A 17,646-nucleotide genomic window follows, 5' to 3' on the forward strand; every position below is an offset into this window, starting at 1 on the left:
GGGCGGTCGGCCGCTTGGGCGTCGGGGTGTTGGGCTGCTGGCGCGGTGGCCCTGGGTCCGTTCGGCGGGGCCGGGTCGTGGCAGGTGGCCACCGTCTCGTCGTTGCTCGTCCCCTCCGGGGCCGGGGTTTTTGCTTGGTGCTTCGCATCCGTTGTTGCCCGTCCACTACGTGGCCGTTACTGCCCTCGTTGGCTTCCTCTGACTCGTGGTCGGGGGCCGTTGTCCCTTGGCGTCGGGGGGTTCGGCCGCTGCGCAGGCGTTCGGGCCTCGCTGGGTTGGGTCGCAGGTCTTGCGGTGTGCGTGTGGAGCGCCGGCTCGGGGTCTTGGGTCAGGTGTGTGTCCGGTGCTTGGGTTTCCAGCGTGGTGCGCGGCCTTTTCTGCCTTGTCGTGCCTCGGTTTCGGCTCAGGGAGCACGAAACCCGCACTCGCCGGCCTGCGCAGCCCGGGCCCCAGGCAAAGCCGCAGGTCACGGACAGTCCCAAGCCATGGGAGTCGCGTCGCGATCCGGTTTTTGGACCCGACGGGAGCCGTGGCGGGCTGTGGAACGAGCTTGGCCCCGGCTCTCGGGGCCGCCGCCGGGACAACGGCCCCCGACCGCGAGTCGGGGGATGCCGACCAGGGCGGTAACGGCCACGTAGTGGACGGGCAACAACGGATGCGGAGCACCAAGCAAAGACCCCGGCCCCGGAGGGGACGTGCAACGACGAGACGGCGGCCACCCCCACGACCCGGCCCCGCCGAACGGCCCCGGGACCAACCACGGCACCAGCCCAACCGCACGACGCCAAGCGGCCGACCGCCCCCGACCACGAGTCAGAGGAAGCCAACGAGGGCGGTAACGGCCACGTAGTGGACGGGCAACAACGGATGCGGAGCACCAAGCAAAGACCCCGGCCCCGGAGGGGACGTGCAACGACGAGGCGGTGGCAGCCGTCACGACCCGGCCCCGCCGAACGGACCCAGGGCCACCACGCACCAGCTCAACAACACGACGCCAAGCGGCCAACCGCCCCCGACCACGAGTCAGGGAAGCCGTCGAGGGCGGCAGCGGCCACGTAGTGGACGGGCAACAACGGATGCGAAGCACCAAGCAAAACCCCGGCCCCGGAGGGGACGTGCAACGACGAGACGGCGGCCACCCGCCACGACCCGGCCCGCCGAACGGACCCGGGACCAACCACACACCAGCCCAACCCCACGACGCCAAGGCGGCCGACCGCCCCCGACCACGAACCACCCAAGCCGCCCAGGGCAGCAACAGCCACGCAGCAGACCGGCGACTCCCGGAGCAGGGTGGCCGGATCGGGTGTGGTGAGGGGCACGGTGGCTCCCGTCGTGGGAGTCGTGGGAGTGGGCCGGTGGAGGTGGGGGTTATGCGGCGTGTTCGGAGTTGCCGGTGAAGGCCTTCCATAGGGATGCGTACGGGCCGTTATTGGTGAGGAGGTCCTCGTGGGTGCCGGTTTCGATGATTTGGCCCTGGGCGACTACCGCGATTCGGTCGGCTCGGGCTGCCGTGGTCAGGCGGTGGGCCACCACCAGGGTGGTGCGGCGGCCGGTCAGGGCTTCCGTGGCTTTGGTGACGGCGGCTTCCGTGGCCAGGTCGAGGGCGGCGGTGGCCTCGTCCAGGAGGAGGATGTCGGGGTCGACCAGGTAGGCGCGGGCCAGGGCGATCAGTTGGCGTTGGCCCGCCGACAGGTTGCGGCCTCGTTCGCCCACGTCGTGGAGGTAGCCGTCGGCCAGGTCGGCGATCGTGGTGTGGGCGCCCACCGCTCGGGCCGCGGACTCGACCTCGGCGTCGGTGGCTTCCGGGCGGCCGTACGCGATGGCGTCGCGGACCGTGCCGGGGGCCAGGTAGGCCTCCTGCGGGACGATGCCCAGGCGGTGGCGGTAGGCCGCGAGGTCGTAGTCGCGCACGTCCACCCCGTCGACCAGGACCGCGCCGGAGGTCACGTCGTAGAACCGGGCCACCAGCTTGACCAGGGTCGACTTGCCCGCGCCGGTCTGCCCGACCAGGGCCACCGTCTCGCCCGGCGCGATGTGCAGCGTCACCCCGGACAACACCTCGGGCGCGGCGGCGCCGAGCGCGGGCGCGTGGTACGCGAAGTGCACGTCCTCGAAGCTGATCGCGCCCTTGAGCCCGCTCGCCGGCACCGGTACCGGCTCGGCCGGCGGCGGCGTCGTGGTGGGCGTGCGCAGCAGGTCGCGGATCCGGCGCAGGCCCACCGCCGCCTGCTGGTAGCCGTCGAACACCTGGGACAACTGCTGGATCGGCGAGAAGAACATGTCGATGTAGAGCAGGTACGCGATCAGCGCGCCCGCCGACAGCGTCCCGCCGCCCACCCGATGCGCGCCGACGATCAGCGCGATGCCCGCCGCGAGGCTGGACAGGAACTGGCCGAACGGGAAATAGAGCGCGATATAGCGCTGGGCCCGCAGCCGGGACGAACGGTAGTCGTCGCTGCGTTCGGCGAACCGCTCGGAGTTGCGCTCCTCGCGGCGGAACGCCTGGGACACCCGCAACCCCGCGACATTCTCCTGGAGATCGGCGTTGACCACGCTGACCTTCTCGCGCGCCTCGGTATACGCCTTCGACGACTTGGACCGGAATACCACCGTCGCGGCGATCAGCAGCGGCAGCACGCTCATCACGATCAGCCCGAGCTCCCAGTCCAGGACCAGGAGCGCGACCATGATCCCGAAGAAGGTCAGCACGCTGACCACCGCGCTGATCAGTCCGGTTTGCAGGAACGTGGACAGCGCGTCGACGTCGGTGGTCATTCGGGTCATGATGCGCCCGGACAACTCGCGTTCGTAGTAGTCCAGTCCGAGCCGTTGCAGATGGGCGAACGTCTTCACGCGCAGGGTGTACAACAAGCGCTCGCCGGTGCGGCCCGCGATCATCGCCTGGGCGACGTTGACGAACCAGTCCGCGACCACGATCGCGACGGCGATCAGGGACACCGTCATGATCGCGCCGGTGGCGCCGTGGTCGATGCCCCGGTCGATACCGTTCCGGATCAGCGCCGGCAGTGCGAGCTGGGCGCCGGTGTCCAGGATCACCAGTACGAAGGCGAGCAGCAGCGCCCAGCGGAACGGCCGCAGCAGCGAACGCAGATCGAAGGCCGGGTCCGAGCGGCGGGCCTGGGCCTCGTCCACGTTCGGCACGTCGGTCGCCGGTGGCAACCTGTCCACCTGGGCGAGCAGTTCGGGCGTCGCCTGAAGCATCGCCGTCCAGCCGCCCGGACCGCCACCGGGCCGGCCTCCGGCGACCGGACTCGCGGCGGCCGCCACTACTACCCGATCGGTCGACTTCGACCGGTCCCACAACGCGGCCGTGACGCCGCCCCCGTCGACCGACTCGGAGCCGGCGAGCGCGACCGAGGCCGCGACCGAGGGCGTGACTGCGGGCACGATCGTGGACGTGGACCCCGGCGCAGCCGCCGCAGGCGGAGCCACCGACACGGGTGCGAGCGACAGTGGCGGGTGCGCGTCCACGCCCTCCGCGTCGTCTCCGGGACCGGACAGCAGCAGGCGATACAGCGGACAGCGGGCGTTCAGCTGGTCGTGGGTGCCCACGTCCACCAGCCGACCTCGGTCCAACACCGCGATCCGGTCCGCCAGTTGCAGCGTCGAGCGGCGGTGCGCGACCAGGATCGTGGTTCGCCCGGCCATCACCCGGTGCAGCGTGGCGTGGATCTCCGCCTCGACCTTGGGGTCCACCGCCGAGGTCGCGTCGTCGAGCAGCAGGATTCGCGGATCGGTGATCAACGCCCGGGCCAGCGCCACCCGTTGCCGCTGCCCACCGGACAGGGTCAGGCCCTGCTCGCCGACCACCGTGTCGTAGCCGGCGGGCAGTTCGCGGATGAACTCGTCGGCCTCGGCCGCCCGCGCCGCCGCGAGCACCTGCTCGTCGGTCGCGTCCGGCCGGCCGTACGCGATGTTGGCCCGCACCGTGTCGGAGAACAGGAAACTGTCCTCCATCACCAACCCGATCGCGGCCCGCAGCGAGTCGAAGGTCAGGTCCCGCACATCGTGCCCGTCCACCCGGATCGCGCCGGACTGCACGTCGTAGAACCTCGGGAGCAACATCGACACGGTCGACTTGCCCGAACCGGACGTGCCCACCAGGGCCACCGTCTCGCCCGGTTCCACCCGCAGCGACAGCCCGTCGAGCACCGGCCGGGACGCGACATAGCCGAACCGCACGTCGGCCAGTTCGACCGAGGCGGCCACCACGGGCAGCACCTCGGCGTCCGGCTTCTCGGTGACGATCGGCTGCGAGTCGATCACCTCGAAGATCCGCTCCACGCTGGCCCGCGCCTGCTGGCCGAAGGTCAACAGGCTGGACAACATCCGGACCGGACCGACCAATTGGCCGAGATAGGTGGAGAAGGCCAGGAAGGTGCCGAGGGTGATTTCGCCGCGCACCGCCAACCAGCCGCCGAGCGCGAGTACGCCGACCTGACCGGCTGCCGGGATCGCCGCCAACGTCGGGGTGTACCGGCTGTTCAACCGCACCGAACGCAGCCGGGACGCGAACAACTTGCGGCCGGCCGTCTCCAGCCGGTCCAACTCCTGCTCCTCCTGCCCGAAGCCCTTGACCACCCGCACCCCGGTGACCGAGGTCTCCACCACCCCGGCCAGCGCGCCGGCGTCCTGCTGGGCCTGCCAGGTGGCGGGGAACAGCCGCTTCCGGGAGAGGTAGGCGACGGCGAACAGCCCCGGACCGACCGCCAACGAGACCAGCGTGAGCAGCGGGGACAACCAGAACATCACGCCGAGCGAGATGACGAACAACAACACGTTGCCGGTCATCATCGGGATCATCGACAGGAAACCCTGGACCATCGTCACGTCGGAGATACCCCGGCTGACGATCTGTCCGGTCTGCAACTGGTCCTGCCGCGCGCCGTCCAGCCGGGACAGCGCGTCGAAGATCCGGGTACGCAGGTCGTACTGGACGTCGAGGGAGAGCTTTCCGCCGACATAGCGGCGGGCGTACGTACAGCCGAAGACCACCAGTGCCGCGCCCACCAGCAGCAACGACAGCGGCAGCAGCCCGCCGACCTCGCCCGCCACCGCGTCGTCGACCACCCGGCGCTGGATGAGCGGGACCAGCGCGGTGACGGCCATCCCCAGGAGGGAGGTGCCGAACGCGATCAGCACGGCGCTCCGATACCGCCACGAGGCCGCCATGAGTCGGCGGAGCCAGCCGTGTTCGGGGTGGCCTGGCGCGGATCCGGTTGTCATAGCCAACCATTCTAATTGTTAACCCAGGAAACGATGTTCGGATTTCGAGTCGGCGTCGGCCGGCGTCGGCCGGTGTCGGCCGGTGTCGAGCCGCGCGGATCGGGTGGCCGTGCGGATCGTCGATCCGTCCCCGAACCCCCTCCGCCGAACCCTGGACCCCGCTCACCCCACGGGCCATCATGGGCCGCGATCCGCCGCCACGCCCCGGTCCGCCTACGCCACTGCCCACGCCACCGCCCACCCCACGGAGCCGCCATGACGTCCCCCACCACCCCCTGGGACCTGCCCGCCGGCTTCAGCTGGGGGACCGCCACCGCCGCCTACCAGATCGAGGGCGCGGTCACCGAGGACGGCCGCGGCCCTTCGGTCTGGGACACCTTCTGTGCCGAGCCGGGACGGGTGCGCGACGGGCACACCGGTGCGATCGCGTGCGACCACTACCACCGCTGGGCCGAGGACGTCGCACTGCTGGCCGACCTCGGCGTGGACGCCTACCGCTTCTCGATCGCGTGGTCGCGGATCCAGCCGGCCGGTCGGGGCCGGCCCAACCCGGCCGGCCTGGACTTCTACGACCGCCTGGTCGACGCGCTGATCGAGCGCGGCATCACGCCCACTCCGACGCTGTTCCACTGGGACCTGCCGCAGGCCCTGGAGGACGAGGGCGGCTGGCTCGCCCGGGACACCGCGGCCCGCTTCGCCGACTACGCGGAACACGTCGCGGCCCGGCTCGGCGATCGGGTACGGACCTGGATCACGCTCAACGAGCCGTTCATCCACATGGCCTGGGGCTACGCACTGGGTGTACACGCGCCGGGCCACACCCTGCTCCTGGACGCGCTGCCCGCCGCCCATCACCAACTGCTCGGTCACGGTCTGGCCGCGCCGGTGCTGCGCGCGGCCGGCGCCGAGCGGATCCTGGTCGCCAACAACCTGACCCCGGTACGTGCCGCGAGCGACAGTGCCGAGGACCGGGCGGCGGCCGCCGCGTACGACACGCTGCACAACCGGCTGCTCACCGACCCGCTGCTGCTCGGCCGCTACCCCGACCTGAGCGCGTACGGCCACGACAGCACCGCGCTGCCCTTCGTCGAGCCCGGCGACCTCGACCTGATCGGCGGCTCGCTGACCGGACTGGGGGTCAACTACTACAACCCGACGGTGATCGCGGCCGGCGCCCCGGACGCGCCGCTGCCGTTCACGATCGGCGAGATCACCGGCGTGCCGCGGACCGCGTTCGACTGGCCGGTGGTGCCCGAGGGGCTGACCACGCTGCTCACCGGACTCGGCGCGTACTACGCGGACGCGCTGCCGCCGATCTGGATCACCGAGAACGGGTGCTCGACCGCCGAGGGGTACGACGATCCGGAGCGCATCGCGTTCCTGGCCGGGCATATCGCCGCGGTGGGCGCGGCGCACAAAGCCGGAATCGACGTGCGCGGCTATTTCGTCTGGTCCCTGCTGGACAACTTCGAATGGGCCGAGGGCTATCACCAACGGTTCGGCCTGGTCCATGTCGACTTCGCGACCGGGACCCGGACACCGAGGGCGTCCTATCGCTGGCTGCGCGAACGAATCGGCGCCGGGCGGCCCGAATAACGCCCGGCACGGGACATGGACACGTGCGGGAGCGCGCAGGCGCACAATCCTCACCCTTCCGAGTGAAATTGCGTGTCCTGAGCCCTGGGCCAACCGATGACGTCACCCGGGAGGGCGAACGGTGTCTTTTCCTTTGCCGACAAAACCTTAGAGTTGCCGCGCCGCCAAGAAATCCCCGGGCGGTGCGGCGGAGCCCTGCCCGGAAATTCCCGAGCGCGGAGGACGCCGATTCGATAACCCGACGTCCCCGGTGAAGGGCAGTTCCATGGTCAAGCACGGATTTCGCAAGGCGGCCGTGATCATCACGGCGGTCATCTTCGGTTCGATGGCCTCGCTGTACATCCCCGCGGCACGCGCCGCGCAGACGCCCCGCGAGCCGCTGATGCCGGACAGCTTCCTGCCCGCGCAGTTGCTGCTGCCCCTCCAGAGCGCGGTGTTCAGGACGCAGGCCTCGATGCTCTTCGGCTGAGCCGGCGCCGGGTTCCGTTCGCTACCGGAGTTGCCTCCGGCCGGCGGTGATCCCGAAGCGCGGGGTGTCGCGGCGCACGGGCCGCGACCTCCGCTCCACCACTTCGGGAGCACCGCCGGCGGTCGACGACTTCACCCGGCGGTCGGCTACTTCAGCTGACCGGCGATCGCCTTGAGGCCCTCGGCGGCGTACTTCTCGTCCAAGTCGCCGGCGGGGGCACCGGCCACCCCGATGCCCACGATCGGGGCGCCGTCCACGGCGACCGGGACCGCGCCGGCCAGGAACAACGTGCCGGGGATGTCCCGGAGCGAGGCGCCCGGCGCGGTCACCCGTTGGGCCAGCACCGAGGTCGGCGCGTTCCAGGACACGGCGGTGTAGGCCTTGCGCCGGGCCGACTCCTCGGACTGCGGGCCGGCGCCGTCGCCCTTGAGCAGCACACGCGTCGAGCCGTCCCGGGCCACCACGACCACGGTGACCTTCTGGCCGTCCTTCTCGGCCGCCCCGAGGGCGGCCTGCGCGGCCTTGGTCGCGGCGTCCACGCCCAGCGTCCGGACCGACACCAGACCCGAGGCCGGGCGCTCGCCCTGCTTGGCCTCGGTGCTGCCGGGCACCTGGGCCGCGGCGACCCCGGCGGTGATCGCGCCCACCGCGGCGAGCGAGAAGACCCCGGTCAGCACCCGACCGCGCGTCGAAAAGTTGCCCATCGTCCGTACCTCTTTCACGTTCTTCACGTTTCTCTCGCGTCGTTCCGGGCGGTTGCCCCGATGCCTCCAGCCTTCCGGCCGCGGGTCCGGCCGCCATCGGCAATGCCGCCGGTCCCGGCGCGCCGGTCGGGCGGTGCGAAGATCAACCGATCGGCCGATCCGGGCTCGTGCCGGCCGGTCCACGGTGGAGGGGAGAGTCGATCCGCGCGTGATCGAGCCGACCGGGACCGGGAGCAGGTACGACGTGCCCCGACAACGCACAGAGCAACGAACAGAGCAGCGGGCCGAGCGGCGACCGGGGCAACGGACCGAGCCGTGGCCGGTGCGGCACGCGGGCCTGGTGATCCACGCCGGCTTCCTGCTCCTGGTCGCCGCGTCGCTGGGGCGCTACCTCGTCCGGCACGGCACCGCCGGCCGAGCCCCATGGGTGTTCGGCCTGGCCCTGCTGCTCGCCGTGCTCTACCTGGCCGGCCTGGCCCTCCCACCGGACCGCTCGCCGGCCCGGCCGGCCTGGTTGGCCGCGGTGCTCGCCACGTGGCTGGCCCTGGTCACCGTGGCGCCGAGCTTCGCGTGGTGCGCGGTACCGCTCCTGTACACCGGCCTGCGGGTGCTCTCCACCCGGGCGGCGATCGGTACGGTCGTGCTGCTCACCACGGCCGTCGTGATCGCCCAGTACCGGCTCGCCGACACCGTCGACCCCAGCCTGTTCCTCGGTCCGCCGGCCGTGGCCGCGATCGCCACCGCGGTGTTCACCCGGATGCGCAGCGACGAGGAACGGCTGCGCGAGACGGTCGCGGAACTCGCGGTCAGCGAGCGCCGGGCGGGGGTCCTGGCCGAACGCGAGCGGTTGTCCCGGGAGATCCACGACACCATCGCCCAGGGCACGTCCAGTCTGCGGATGTTGCTCCAGGCCGCGGAACGCGGTTGGGACACCGACCCCGCCGCCGCCCGGGCGCATGTGCGGCGGGCCGAGCGGGTGGCCGCGCTCGGCGTCGAGGAGATCCGCCGCTTCGTTCGCGACCTGGCGCCCGCCGAACTGGCCGGTGATCCGGGCTTGGCGGGCGGGCTGGCCCGAGTCGTCGAGCGCTTTCGGGCCGACGGTGGGCCGAGCATCACGCTGGCCGTGGCCGGACGACCGCGCCCGCTGGCCGAGCCGATCGAGGCCGCGCTGACCCGGACCGCCCAGGGCGCACTGGCCAACGTCCGCGAGCATGCCCGCGCCCGCGCCGTGCACGTGACCCTCACCTACCTCCCGGACCGGGTCGCCCTCGACATCCGCGACGACGGCGTGGGCTTCGTCCCCGGCCGCACCCCCGGCCCGACCGGCGCGTCCGACCTGCGCGGCTACGGCCTCCCGTCGCTGCGCCGCCGGCTCGCCGAGGTGCACGGCGAACTCGCCGTCGAAAGCACCCCCGGCGAGGGCACCGCGCTGGCCGCGACCATCCGCGACGCCGCCGACCCTGCCCACCGCGCCGATTCCGCCGATTCCGCCGCCGAGTCCGACCCGGGAGCCACCTCGTGACCTCGATTCGCCTGATCGTGTGTGACGACCACGCCGTGGTGCGCGCCGGGCTGCTCGCGCTGCTCGCGGGTGAGGCCGGGATCGAGGTGGTGGGGGAGGCGGCGAGCGGCGAGGCGGCGGTCGGGCTGGCCGCCGCGTTGCGCCCGGACGTGGTGCTGATGGACCTGCAACTGGTCGGCGGGATCGACGGCGTCGAGGCCTGCCGGCGACTGCTCGCGCTGCCCGAGCCGCCACACGTACTGGTCCTGACCATGTACGACACGGACGCGGACGTCTCGCGCGCGATCGAGGCGGGCGCGGCCGGCTACCTGCTCAAGGCGGGCAGCCCCGAGGACCTGTTCCGCGCGGTGCGCGATGCCGCGGCGGGCCGGACCGTGCTGTCGCCGGAGGTGGCCGCGCGTCTGTTCAACCGGATGCGCCGCCCGGACACCGCGCTGACCACGCGCGAGGTGGAGATCCTGCACCTGCTCGCGCGCGGCGTCGGCAACGCGGAGATCGCCAAGGAACTGTTCATCTCGCAGGCCACGGTGAAGACCCACCTCGGCCACATCTACGCCAAGCTCGGCGTGGACACCCGGACCGCCGCGGTCAGCGTGGCCACCGAGCGCCGGTTGATCCGACTGACCTGATCGAGGTGACCGACCCAACCGACCCAACCGACCCGATCGACCTGATTGGCGTGATTGGCGTGACTGATCTGACGCTCCGTCACCAATCGGCCGGGGCGCCTTGCCAACCCCACTCCCACCCCGCATAGTGCTAAACAAAGTCAAGCATTTAGTGGGCGGAGTGTGCCATGCCTTTCGGACCCGACACCACCACCGACGAGGTCCTCGCCGACCTCGATCCGAGCGGCCGGACGATCGTGATCACCGGCGGTACCTCGGGATTGGGCCGGGAGAGCGCACGCGCCCTCGCCGCGGCCGGCGCGCATGTCGTGCTGACCGCGCGCGACGCGGAGCAGGGTCGGGCGGTGGTCGCCGAACTGCCGGGGCGGGTCGACCACGTGGTGCTCGACCTGACCTCGCTCGCCTCGATTCGCGCCGCCGCCGGCGAACTGCGCGAGCGCTTCCCCGAGTTGGCCGTGCTGGTCAACAATGCGGGGGTGATGGCCACCCCGTTCGGGCGGACCGCCGACGGCTTCGAGCTCCAGTTCGGCACCAACCATCTGGGCCACTTCCTGTGGACCAACCTGCTCGTACCCGCCCTCGGCGAGGGCACGCGGGTGGTCAACCTCAGCTCCGCCGGGCACGTCGCGTCGGGGATCCGCTGGGCGGACCCGAACTACGCGAGCGCGCCCGAGGAGTACCACCCCTGGAAGGCGTACGGCGCGGCCAAGACCGCCAACATCCTGTTCACCGTCGAACTCGATCGCCGACTGCGCGGGCGCGGCGTGCGGTCCTACGCGGTACACCCGGGCATGGTCGCCACCAACCTCGGCCGACACATGACCGCGGCCGCCGGGCGGGACCTGGCGAAGAAGGTCACCGCCGCCCGGATGCCGCCGCTCAAGCAGGTCGCCAACGGCGCGGCGACCCAGGTCTGGGCGGCGACCGCGCCCGAACTCGCCGCCGTGGGCGGGGTGTACCTCGCCGACTGCGCGATCAGCACCGAACACGCTCCGTGGGCCCTGGACGCGGCGGACGCCGGCCGGCTGTGGACGCTGTCCGAGGGCCTGGTGGGCGCGGAGTTCGCCTGGTGAGGGTCTACACCGGGATGGACCCGAGGCTGCCGCTGCGCGCGGTGCCGGCGCACGCGCGGCGGGCCGAAGCGGCCGGGTTCGACGGGCTGCACGTGGCCGAGACGGTGCACGACCCGTTCGCGGTGGCGCTGCTCGCGCTCGAACACACCGAGCGGATCGTGGTCCGCACCTCGGTCGCGCTCGCCTTCGTCCGCTCCCCGCTGCTCACCGCCTATGCCGCGTGGGACCTGGCCGCGTTCTCCGGCGGGCGATTCCAACTCGGCCTGGGCAGCCAGGTGAAGCAGCACATCGAGGACCGGTACGGGATGCCGTGGTCGGCGCCGGTGGCGCGGATGCGCGATTACGTGGGCGCGGTGCGGGCCGCGTTCGAGGCGTTCCGGACCGGCGAGCCGCCCGCGCATCGTGGACCGTACCACCGACTCACCCGGATGCAGCCGTACTTCAACCCAGGCCCGGACCCGGACACGAGCGCGCCGCGGATCCTGCTCGGCGGGGTCGGCCGGGCGATGTGCGCACTCGCCGGGGAACTCGCCGACGGTCTGGTGACCCACCCCACCAACTCCGGCCCGCGCTACCTGGAGACCGTCGCGCGGCCGGCCCTGGCCGAGGGCCGCGCCCGGGCGGCGGTCCCGCGTGCGTTCGAACTCGTGGCCGGCACGCAGGTGATCGCGGCCGTCGACCCTGCCGCACTGGCGGTGGAACGCGAGCGGCAGCGGCGGCTGTTCGCGTTCCTCTACTCGACGCCCGCCTATCGCGGCACGCTCGACCTGTACGGGTGGGGCGAACTCCAGGACCGGTTACGGGAGATGGTCCGCCGGGACGACTGGGCCGAGCTGGGCCGACACGTCACCGACGAGGTGCTGGACACGCTGGTGCCGATGGCGTCCTACGCGCGGTTGCCCGCGCTGATCCGGGGGCGCTGGGGCGGGTTGGCGGATGCGGTGACCGTGCCGCTGCCGGTGGATCCGGCGGACGACGGGCGGATTCGGGACGTCGTGCTCGCGCTGCGCTGAGCGGAGTGGATCGGGCGTGCGGTGGTCGGCCGGGAGCGGAGGTGCAGGCCGGCGAGGCGCGTTGGTGGCGTCGGCCTCGTACCCGGAGCTGCCCGCGCTGCTCCGGGAGCGCCGGGGCGCGTCGGCGGATCGGGTGCCGGGTGGCGGGCCCGGTACGGGGCGACGGACCCGCGAGCGGGGGGAATGCCCGCGGGCCCGTCTTCCTCGGCGGCGCACTGGGGGGAGGTGCACGCCGCCGGCTGCCCCGCCGGTACCGTCCCGGGCCCGGCGGGAGCCTGAGGACACGATGCCGGGTCGACCCTCCTTCGCGCCGGAGGATCGCGATATCCGATCCCCACGAGTGCACGAACACAGTCCACTCGTCGGTGATTGGCTCTTGGCCGGCAGGCCGGTTGCCGCGCAAGCTGGCAACTGGCCCGCCCGATCGGCAGGCCGATTCCACCGCGCCGCCGGGAGTGTGTCGTGAACGCGTATGTCGCGTGGTCCCTGGTCCTGTTGCTCGTGGTCCTCGCCGTGCTCGGACCCCGATTCGGCGTCGACACACGCGACGGCGCGGACTGGCGCGCGCCTCGGCGGCAGCGGGTGCCGGCGGCGGTCGGTCCGTCGGATCGGACCGCCGCGGACGAGCCGCCGACGCCGCCCGCCGGCGGGATATCTGACGGATGGTCAGGTTTGCCGGGTGGGACCCGTACGGGCAGCCCGCACCCGCGAATTCCGACGGGTGATCTTCTCGCGGGGGGCACTCCCGGTCGCTTCCGGTGAGCGCTAGTCTCCGCGCTGAGGAGCTGCCGGAACAGCCGTGCGCGCGGAGCCGCCGAACCCGTGACTCGGGGACCGCGGTGGGCCGTTCGGTGCCGTCCGGTATCGACAGCCGCAGCGCACCCGGGGGTCCATCGCCATGCACAGCGCCATTCGCCGTCGTATCCCGCGCCCGGGACCGTTCGGTGCCGGGCTGCTCGCGGCGGTGTGCGCGCTCGCCGCACTCGCGCCGGCGGCCGTCGCGCGCACCGGCGCGCCGAGTACGGTGCGGGCGCGGCCCGCCGCACCGGCCGCGCCGAGCGGCACCACCCAGGTGCAGACCACGGTCACCGGCACCGGCGACCACCGGGTGACCGTCCCGGTGGGCGCGACCGCGATGACCGCGACCGTGTACGGCAAGGCGGTCGGCGCCACCCAGGGCTGGTCGGTGGCCGGCTCGGCCGCGGTCGTCGCGAACGGTCCGCTCCAGGCCGGTTCGACGCTGGTGGTACGGATCGCCGACAGCGGCTCCGGCGTCTTCGCCGCGACGGCGCCGCTGCCCTGGTTGTACGCCCCTGCCGGCGGCGGCACCGGGGCCTACGCCGACCCGGTCCTGTTCCCCGGCGCGCAGACCTCCCCGGCGGGCGGGATCGGCGACGGCCACGCGCTGCTGTCGTTCACCGTGCCGGCCGCCCAGGTGGGCGAGTTGTTGCCGGCCGTCGACTTCGGGCCGTCCCCGGTCGGGCAGAAGGTCGTCCGCAACCTGCCGATCACCACGAGTGGCGACGTGCCGTTCATGATCGCCGCCGCGGCCGTCGAGGGCCCGTTCGCGATCGACCCGGCGGGCACCACGTGCGCGTCCGGTCCGGACACCAACGTGCCCGGCGGGTCCTCGTGTTCGTTCGCGATCGGGTTCACCCCGACCAAGCGCGGCCCCGCCGTCGGCAAGCTCACGCTGACCGGCAACATCCCCGGCGGCAGCCGTACCGTCACGCTGTCCGGCGTGGGCAGCGGCAAGCCGGGCGCCCCCGGCGGCCTGGCCGCCACGGCCGGCACCGGCCAGGTGGTGCTGTCCTGGATGCCGCCGGTGGACACCGGGGACAGTACGATCACCGGCTATGTGATCCGCCGCTCGACGAACGGCGAACCCGGCTCGGCGGCGCCGCTGGCCACGCTCGCCGCCGACACCCTGACCTACACCGACCAGGGCCTGGACAACGGCACGACCTACTCGTACGCGGTCGCCGCGACCAACGCGGTCGGCGAATCCGACCCGTCCGCCCCCGTCGACGGCGTGCCCGCCGCCGCCCTGGTATTGCCCGCCGCCGCACTGCCCCCGGCCGGCGTCGGCCGGCCGTACACCGCCAAGCTCGCCGCGCAGGGCGGCACCGCCCCCTACCACTGGGTCGCCGACGACCCGCTGCCGCCGGGCCTGACCCTGGACCCGGACACCGGGGCGATCTCGGGCACCCCCACCGCCCCCGGGGAGACCGGGTTCGGCGTCACCGTCTCGGACAACGCGCCGACCAAGCACGAGGCCAAGGCCCGCTTCGGGATCACCGTGGCCGCCGCCGAGCCGCCCGCCGGACCCGCCCGGGCCGCACTCACCCCGGGCGGCGACGGTGCCGGCGGCGGGTCGGACACGTCGACCTGGTTGTGGGGGATACTCGGGTTCCTCGGTCTGATCGGTGTGGTCGTCGCGGTCCGCAAGCTGCGTGCCAGGCAGGGCTGAGGTTGCCCGCCGGGCAGGGCTGAGGCCGTGCGCGGGGCCGGGCCGGGGTGGCCCGCCGGGCAGGGCCGACCTGGCCGACGGGCGGGCCCGACCGGCGGGCGCGGCCGGTTTTCGGTCGCCCGGGATCGGCCCGACCGGGGACGGGCGTCGCGAAGACCGGGACGGGTCCCGAATACTGTGTCCCTCGGGGGAGCCTCCCCCGACCCCAGCCGCAACCCCCGTGAGCGGATCGGCCCGCGGGGGACGGCACCGGCGACGCATACGATCGTCGGCGCCTCGTCCACCGTGGGCGCAGACCTGTGTCACGTCACAAGGAGCATCACTATGCCCGCGCCGGCAGGCGACCCCCAGGCCAAGGAACACGAGCTGGCCGCGGAACAGGTCCACGTCGACCGCTCCTACACGCGCCTGGAACACATGCGCGACGAGGCCCAGGCGCTGCTTCGACAGGGCTACCGGCAGGCGCAGGTCGGCACGCGCGCGGCGCTGGTCGAGCGGGACGTCATGGTCTACCGCGCCGAACTGTGGGCCCGCTCGCTCGACGCCGCCGACGACGGCCTCGTCTTCGGCCGGCTCGACCAGCTCGACCGCGAGATTCGCCACATCGGCCGGATCGGCATCCGCGACGAGGACAGCGAGGTGCTCGTCGTCGACTGGCGCGCCCCCGCCGCCGAGGCGTTCTACCGCGCCACCCCCGACGACCCGCGCGGTGTGGTGCGCCGCCGGGTGCTGCACTGCCGGGGCCGCTCGGTGGTCGACCTCGAGGACGACCTGCTCGACCCGGACGCCGCCGGCGACATGGTGATCGTCGGCGACGGCGCCTTCCTGGCCGCGCTCTCACGCACCCGGGACGGCTCGATGCACGACATCGTGGCCACCATCCAGCGCGAGCAGGACGAGGCGATCCGGGCGCCGATCGACCGCTCGGTGATCGTGCGCGGCGGACCGGGCACCGGCAAGACGGCGGTGGCACTGCACCGGGTCGCCTACCTGATGTTCCAGCACCGCCGCCGCTTCGGATCGCGCGGCGTGCTCGTGGTCGGCCCGAACCCACGCTTCACCGCCTACATCGAACGTGTCCTGCCCTCGCTCGGCGAGGGCGGCGCGGTGCTGCGCTCGCTCGGCGACCTGGTCGACGGCGTCGAGGCGGCCTACCACGACGACGCGGCGGCGGCCCGGCTCAAGGGCGCCGCGTCGATGAGCGACCTGCTGCGGCGCGCGGTGGCCGACGTGCCGGCCGGCGCGCCGACCGAGTTCGTGATCTCGCACCGGGGCACCCGGATCGTGCTCGACCACAAGGCGCTGCGCCGGATTCGCCGCGAGGTGCTGGCCAAGACCCGCAACGGGCCCAACACCGCCCGCCTCCAGGTGGCCCGCCAACTCCTCACCGAGCTGTGGGGCCGGCTGCTCTCGCGCGGCGCCGGTCGGGGGGAGAAGGACGCCTTCCACGAGGACGTCGCGGCGCGCGACGAGTTCGCCGCGTTCCTGCGCGCGTGGTGGCCGCTGCAGCGGCCCGTGGACGTGCTGGCCGGGCTGGCCGACGCGGACCGGCTGCGCCGCTACGAGCGCGACCTGACCCCCGAGCAGGTGGCCGTGCTGGCGAACTCGTGGACCCGGACCGCGCGCACCGGCGAGGTCTCCTTCCACGACGTGGCGCTGCTCGACGAGCTGACCGGGCTGCTCGGGCCGCTGCCGCGCAAGCGCACGGTGGCCTACGGCAACCCGGACGAGGACAACCCGTACGTGGTGGACGGGCGGGACATCTTCAGCGGCGAGGCGGTCGGCCGGGACGTCCCCGACGAGATCAGCGAGGTGACCACCTACGCCGACCGGATGGCCGCCGGGCGGGGCGCGCGTCGGCCGCGCGACGAGGACGAGGACGAGCCGGCCGGCTACGCGCACATCGTCATCGACGAGGCGCAGGACCTGACCCCGATGCAGTGGCGGATGCTCGGGCGGCGCGGGATGCACGCGACATGGACGATCGTCGAGGACCCCGCGCAGAGTGCGTGGGAGGACCCGGGGGCGTCGGCGGCGGCGATGGCGGCGGCGTTGCGCGATCGGGGGCGGTACGAGTTCGAACTGACCACGAACTACCGCAACCCGGTCGAGGTGGCCGACGTCGCGGCGCGCGTGCTGGTGCGGGCGGTGCCGGGGGCGCGGCCGGCTCGGGCGGTGCGCACAGGGGGTGAGCGGCCTACCGTGCACGCGACCTCGGGGGAGCGGACGGGTCCCGTGGTGCGCAAGCTGGTCCGGGAACTGCTGGCGACGGTGGAGGGCACGATCGGGGTGGTCACCCCGGTCGGCGCGACCGACGAACTGGCCGCGGACCTGGCGGGCCTGGACCCGCGCGTCCAGCTGATGGACGCGCTGGACGCCAAGGGCCTGGAATTCGACGTGGCGGTGATCGTCGACCCACGCGGCATCGTCGAACAATCCCCCAACGGCCTGCGGACGCTCTACGTCGCGCTGACTCGGGCCACCAGGCTCCTCGGCGTGGTCACGGCCGACCCGGACTGGACGGCGGACCTCCTCGGCATCGAACCCAGGTAGGTGCGCGTGGTGCGGGGGGGCTCGGCGGCGATGCCTGGCCTACGGCCGGCTTTTGTCCTCAATCGCCGGCCGGGCTGGTCGGGTGTGCCGCCGTCGCAACGCATCCGGCCTGCGGCCTGCTTGTCCTCAAACGCCGGACAGGCTGAAGGGGGTGTGACCCCGTCGCCTCGCATCCGGCCTGCGGCCCGCTTGTCCTCAAGCGCCGGACCGGCTGAAGAGGGTGCGCGTTCTCGGTGGCGTGTCCGGGAGGCGTCGGAGCGGGATCTGATCGATTCAGCCTGTCCGGCGTTTGAGGACAGGCGGGCCGCAGGCCGGGTGCCCTGCGACCTGGGTTGTGTCCCTTCAGCCCGTCCGGCGTTTGAGGACA

10 protein-coding genes are annotated in these 17,646 nt (G+C 72.9%); 8 read left to right on the plus strand and 2 right to left on the minus strand.

The genetic code is table 11. From position 1 onward, the window contains the following. Window positions 1–1,371 precede the first annotated feature (1,371 nt). Window positions 1,372–5,250 (minus strand): ABC transporter ATP-binding protein, encoded by a 3,879-nt coding sequence (locus ABIA38_RS43785; RefSeq protein ID WP_424644632.1) that lies wholly within the window; start codon window positions 5,248–5,250, stop codon window positions 1,372–1,374. Window positions 5,251–5,505: 255 nt separating this feature from the next. Between ABIA38_RS43785 and ABIA38_RS43790 the strand changes: the two genes are divergently transcribed. Further along, entirely contained in the window at window positions 5,506–6,846 is a 1,341-nt protein-coding gene (locus ABIA38_RS43790) for a GH1 family beta-glucosidase (protein ID WP_424644633.1), read from the plus strand. Between the two features lie 265 nt (window positions 6,847–7,111). Further along, window positions 7,112–7,315, plus strand: a complete 204-nt coding sequence (locus ABIA38_RS43795) for a hypothetical protein (RefSeq protein ID WP_424644634.1) — start codon at window positions 7,112–7,114, stop codon at window positions 7,313–7,315. Window positions 7,316–7,461: 146 nt separating this feature from the next. Here the strand turns inward: ABIA38_RS43795 and ABIA38_RS43800 are convergent, their stop codons facing one another. Continuing rightward, entirely contained in the window at window positions 7,462–8,019 is a 558-nt protein-coding gene (locus ABIA38_RS43800) for a GlcG/HbpS family heme-binding protein (protein WP_424644635.1), read from the minus strand. 208 nt (window positions 8,020–8,227) lie between these two features. Here ABIA38_RS43800 and ABIA38_RS43805 point away from each other — a divergent pair, with 208 nt between their 5' ends. The 6 genes from ABIA38_RS43805 to ABIA38_RS43830 all read left to right on the plus strand — a co-directional run bounded on the left by ABIA38_RS43805 (window position 8,228) and on the right by ABIA38_RS43830 (window position 17,279). Continuing rightward, window positions 8,228–9,541: a sensor histidine kinase gene (locus tag ABIA38_RS43805; protein WP_424644636.1), complete on the plus strand. Its 1,314-nt coding sequence runs from the start codon at window positions 8,228–8,230 to the stop codon at window positions 9,539–9,541. Continuing rightward, window positions 9,538–10,170, plus strand: coding sequence for a response regulator (locus ABIA38_RS43810; RefSeq protein WP_424644637.1), 633 nt, complete (start codon window positions 9,538–9,540; stop codon window positions 10,168–10,170). The genes ABIA38_RS43805 and ABIA38_RS43810 overlap by 4 nt, the downstream gene beginning before the upstream one ends. A gap of 167 nt (window positions 10,171–10,337) precedes the next feature. Beyond that, window positions 10,338–11,243, plus strand: coding sequence for an SDR family NAD(P)-dependent oxidoreductase (locus ABIA38_RS43815; RefSeq protein ID WP_424644638.1), 906 nt, complete (start codon window positions 10,338–10,340; stop codon window positions 11,241–11,243). Continuing rightward, window positions 11,240–12,256 carry a TIGR03617 family F420-dependent LLM class oxidoreductase gene (locus ABIA38_RS43820; RefSeq protein WP_424644639.1) on the plus strand — a complete coding sequence of 339 codons (1,017 nt, stop codon included), beginning with the start codon at window positions 11,240–11,242 and terminating at the stop codon, window positions 12,254–12,256. The genes ABIA38_RS43815 and ABIA38_RS43820 overlap by 4 nt, the downstream gene beginning before the upstream one ends. Before the next feature lie 898 nt (window positions 12,257–13,154). Continuing rightward, window positions 13,155–14,726, plus strand: a complete 1,572-nt coding sequence (locus tag ABIA38_RS43825) for a putative Ig domain-containing protein (RefSeq protein ID WP_424644640.1) — start codon at window positions 13,155–13,157, stop codon at window positions 14,724–14,726. 324 nt (window positions 14,727–15,050) lie between these two features. Further along, window positions 15,051–17,279: a HelD family protein gene (locus tag ABIA38_RS43830; protein ID WP_424644641.1), complete on the plus strand. Its 2,229-nt coding sequence runs from the start codon at window positions 15,051–15,053 to the stop codon at window positions 17,277–17,279. The last annotated feature ends 367 nt before the right edge of the window (window positions 17,280–17,646 follow it).

Source organism: Embleya sp. AB8 (assembly GCF_049739465.1).
Classification (GTDB): Bacteria; Actinomycetota; Actinomycetes; order Streptomycetales; family Streptomycetaceae; genus Embleya.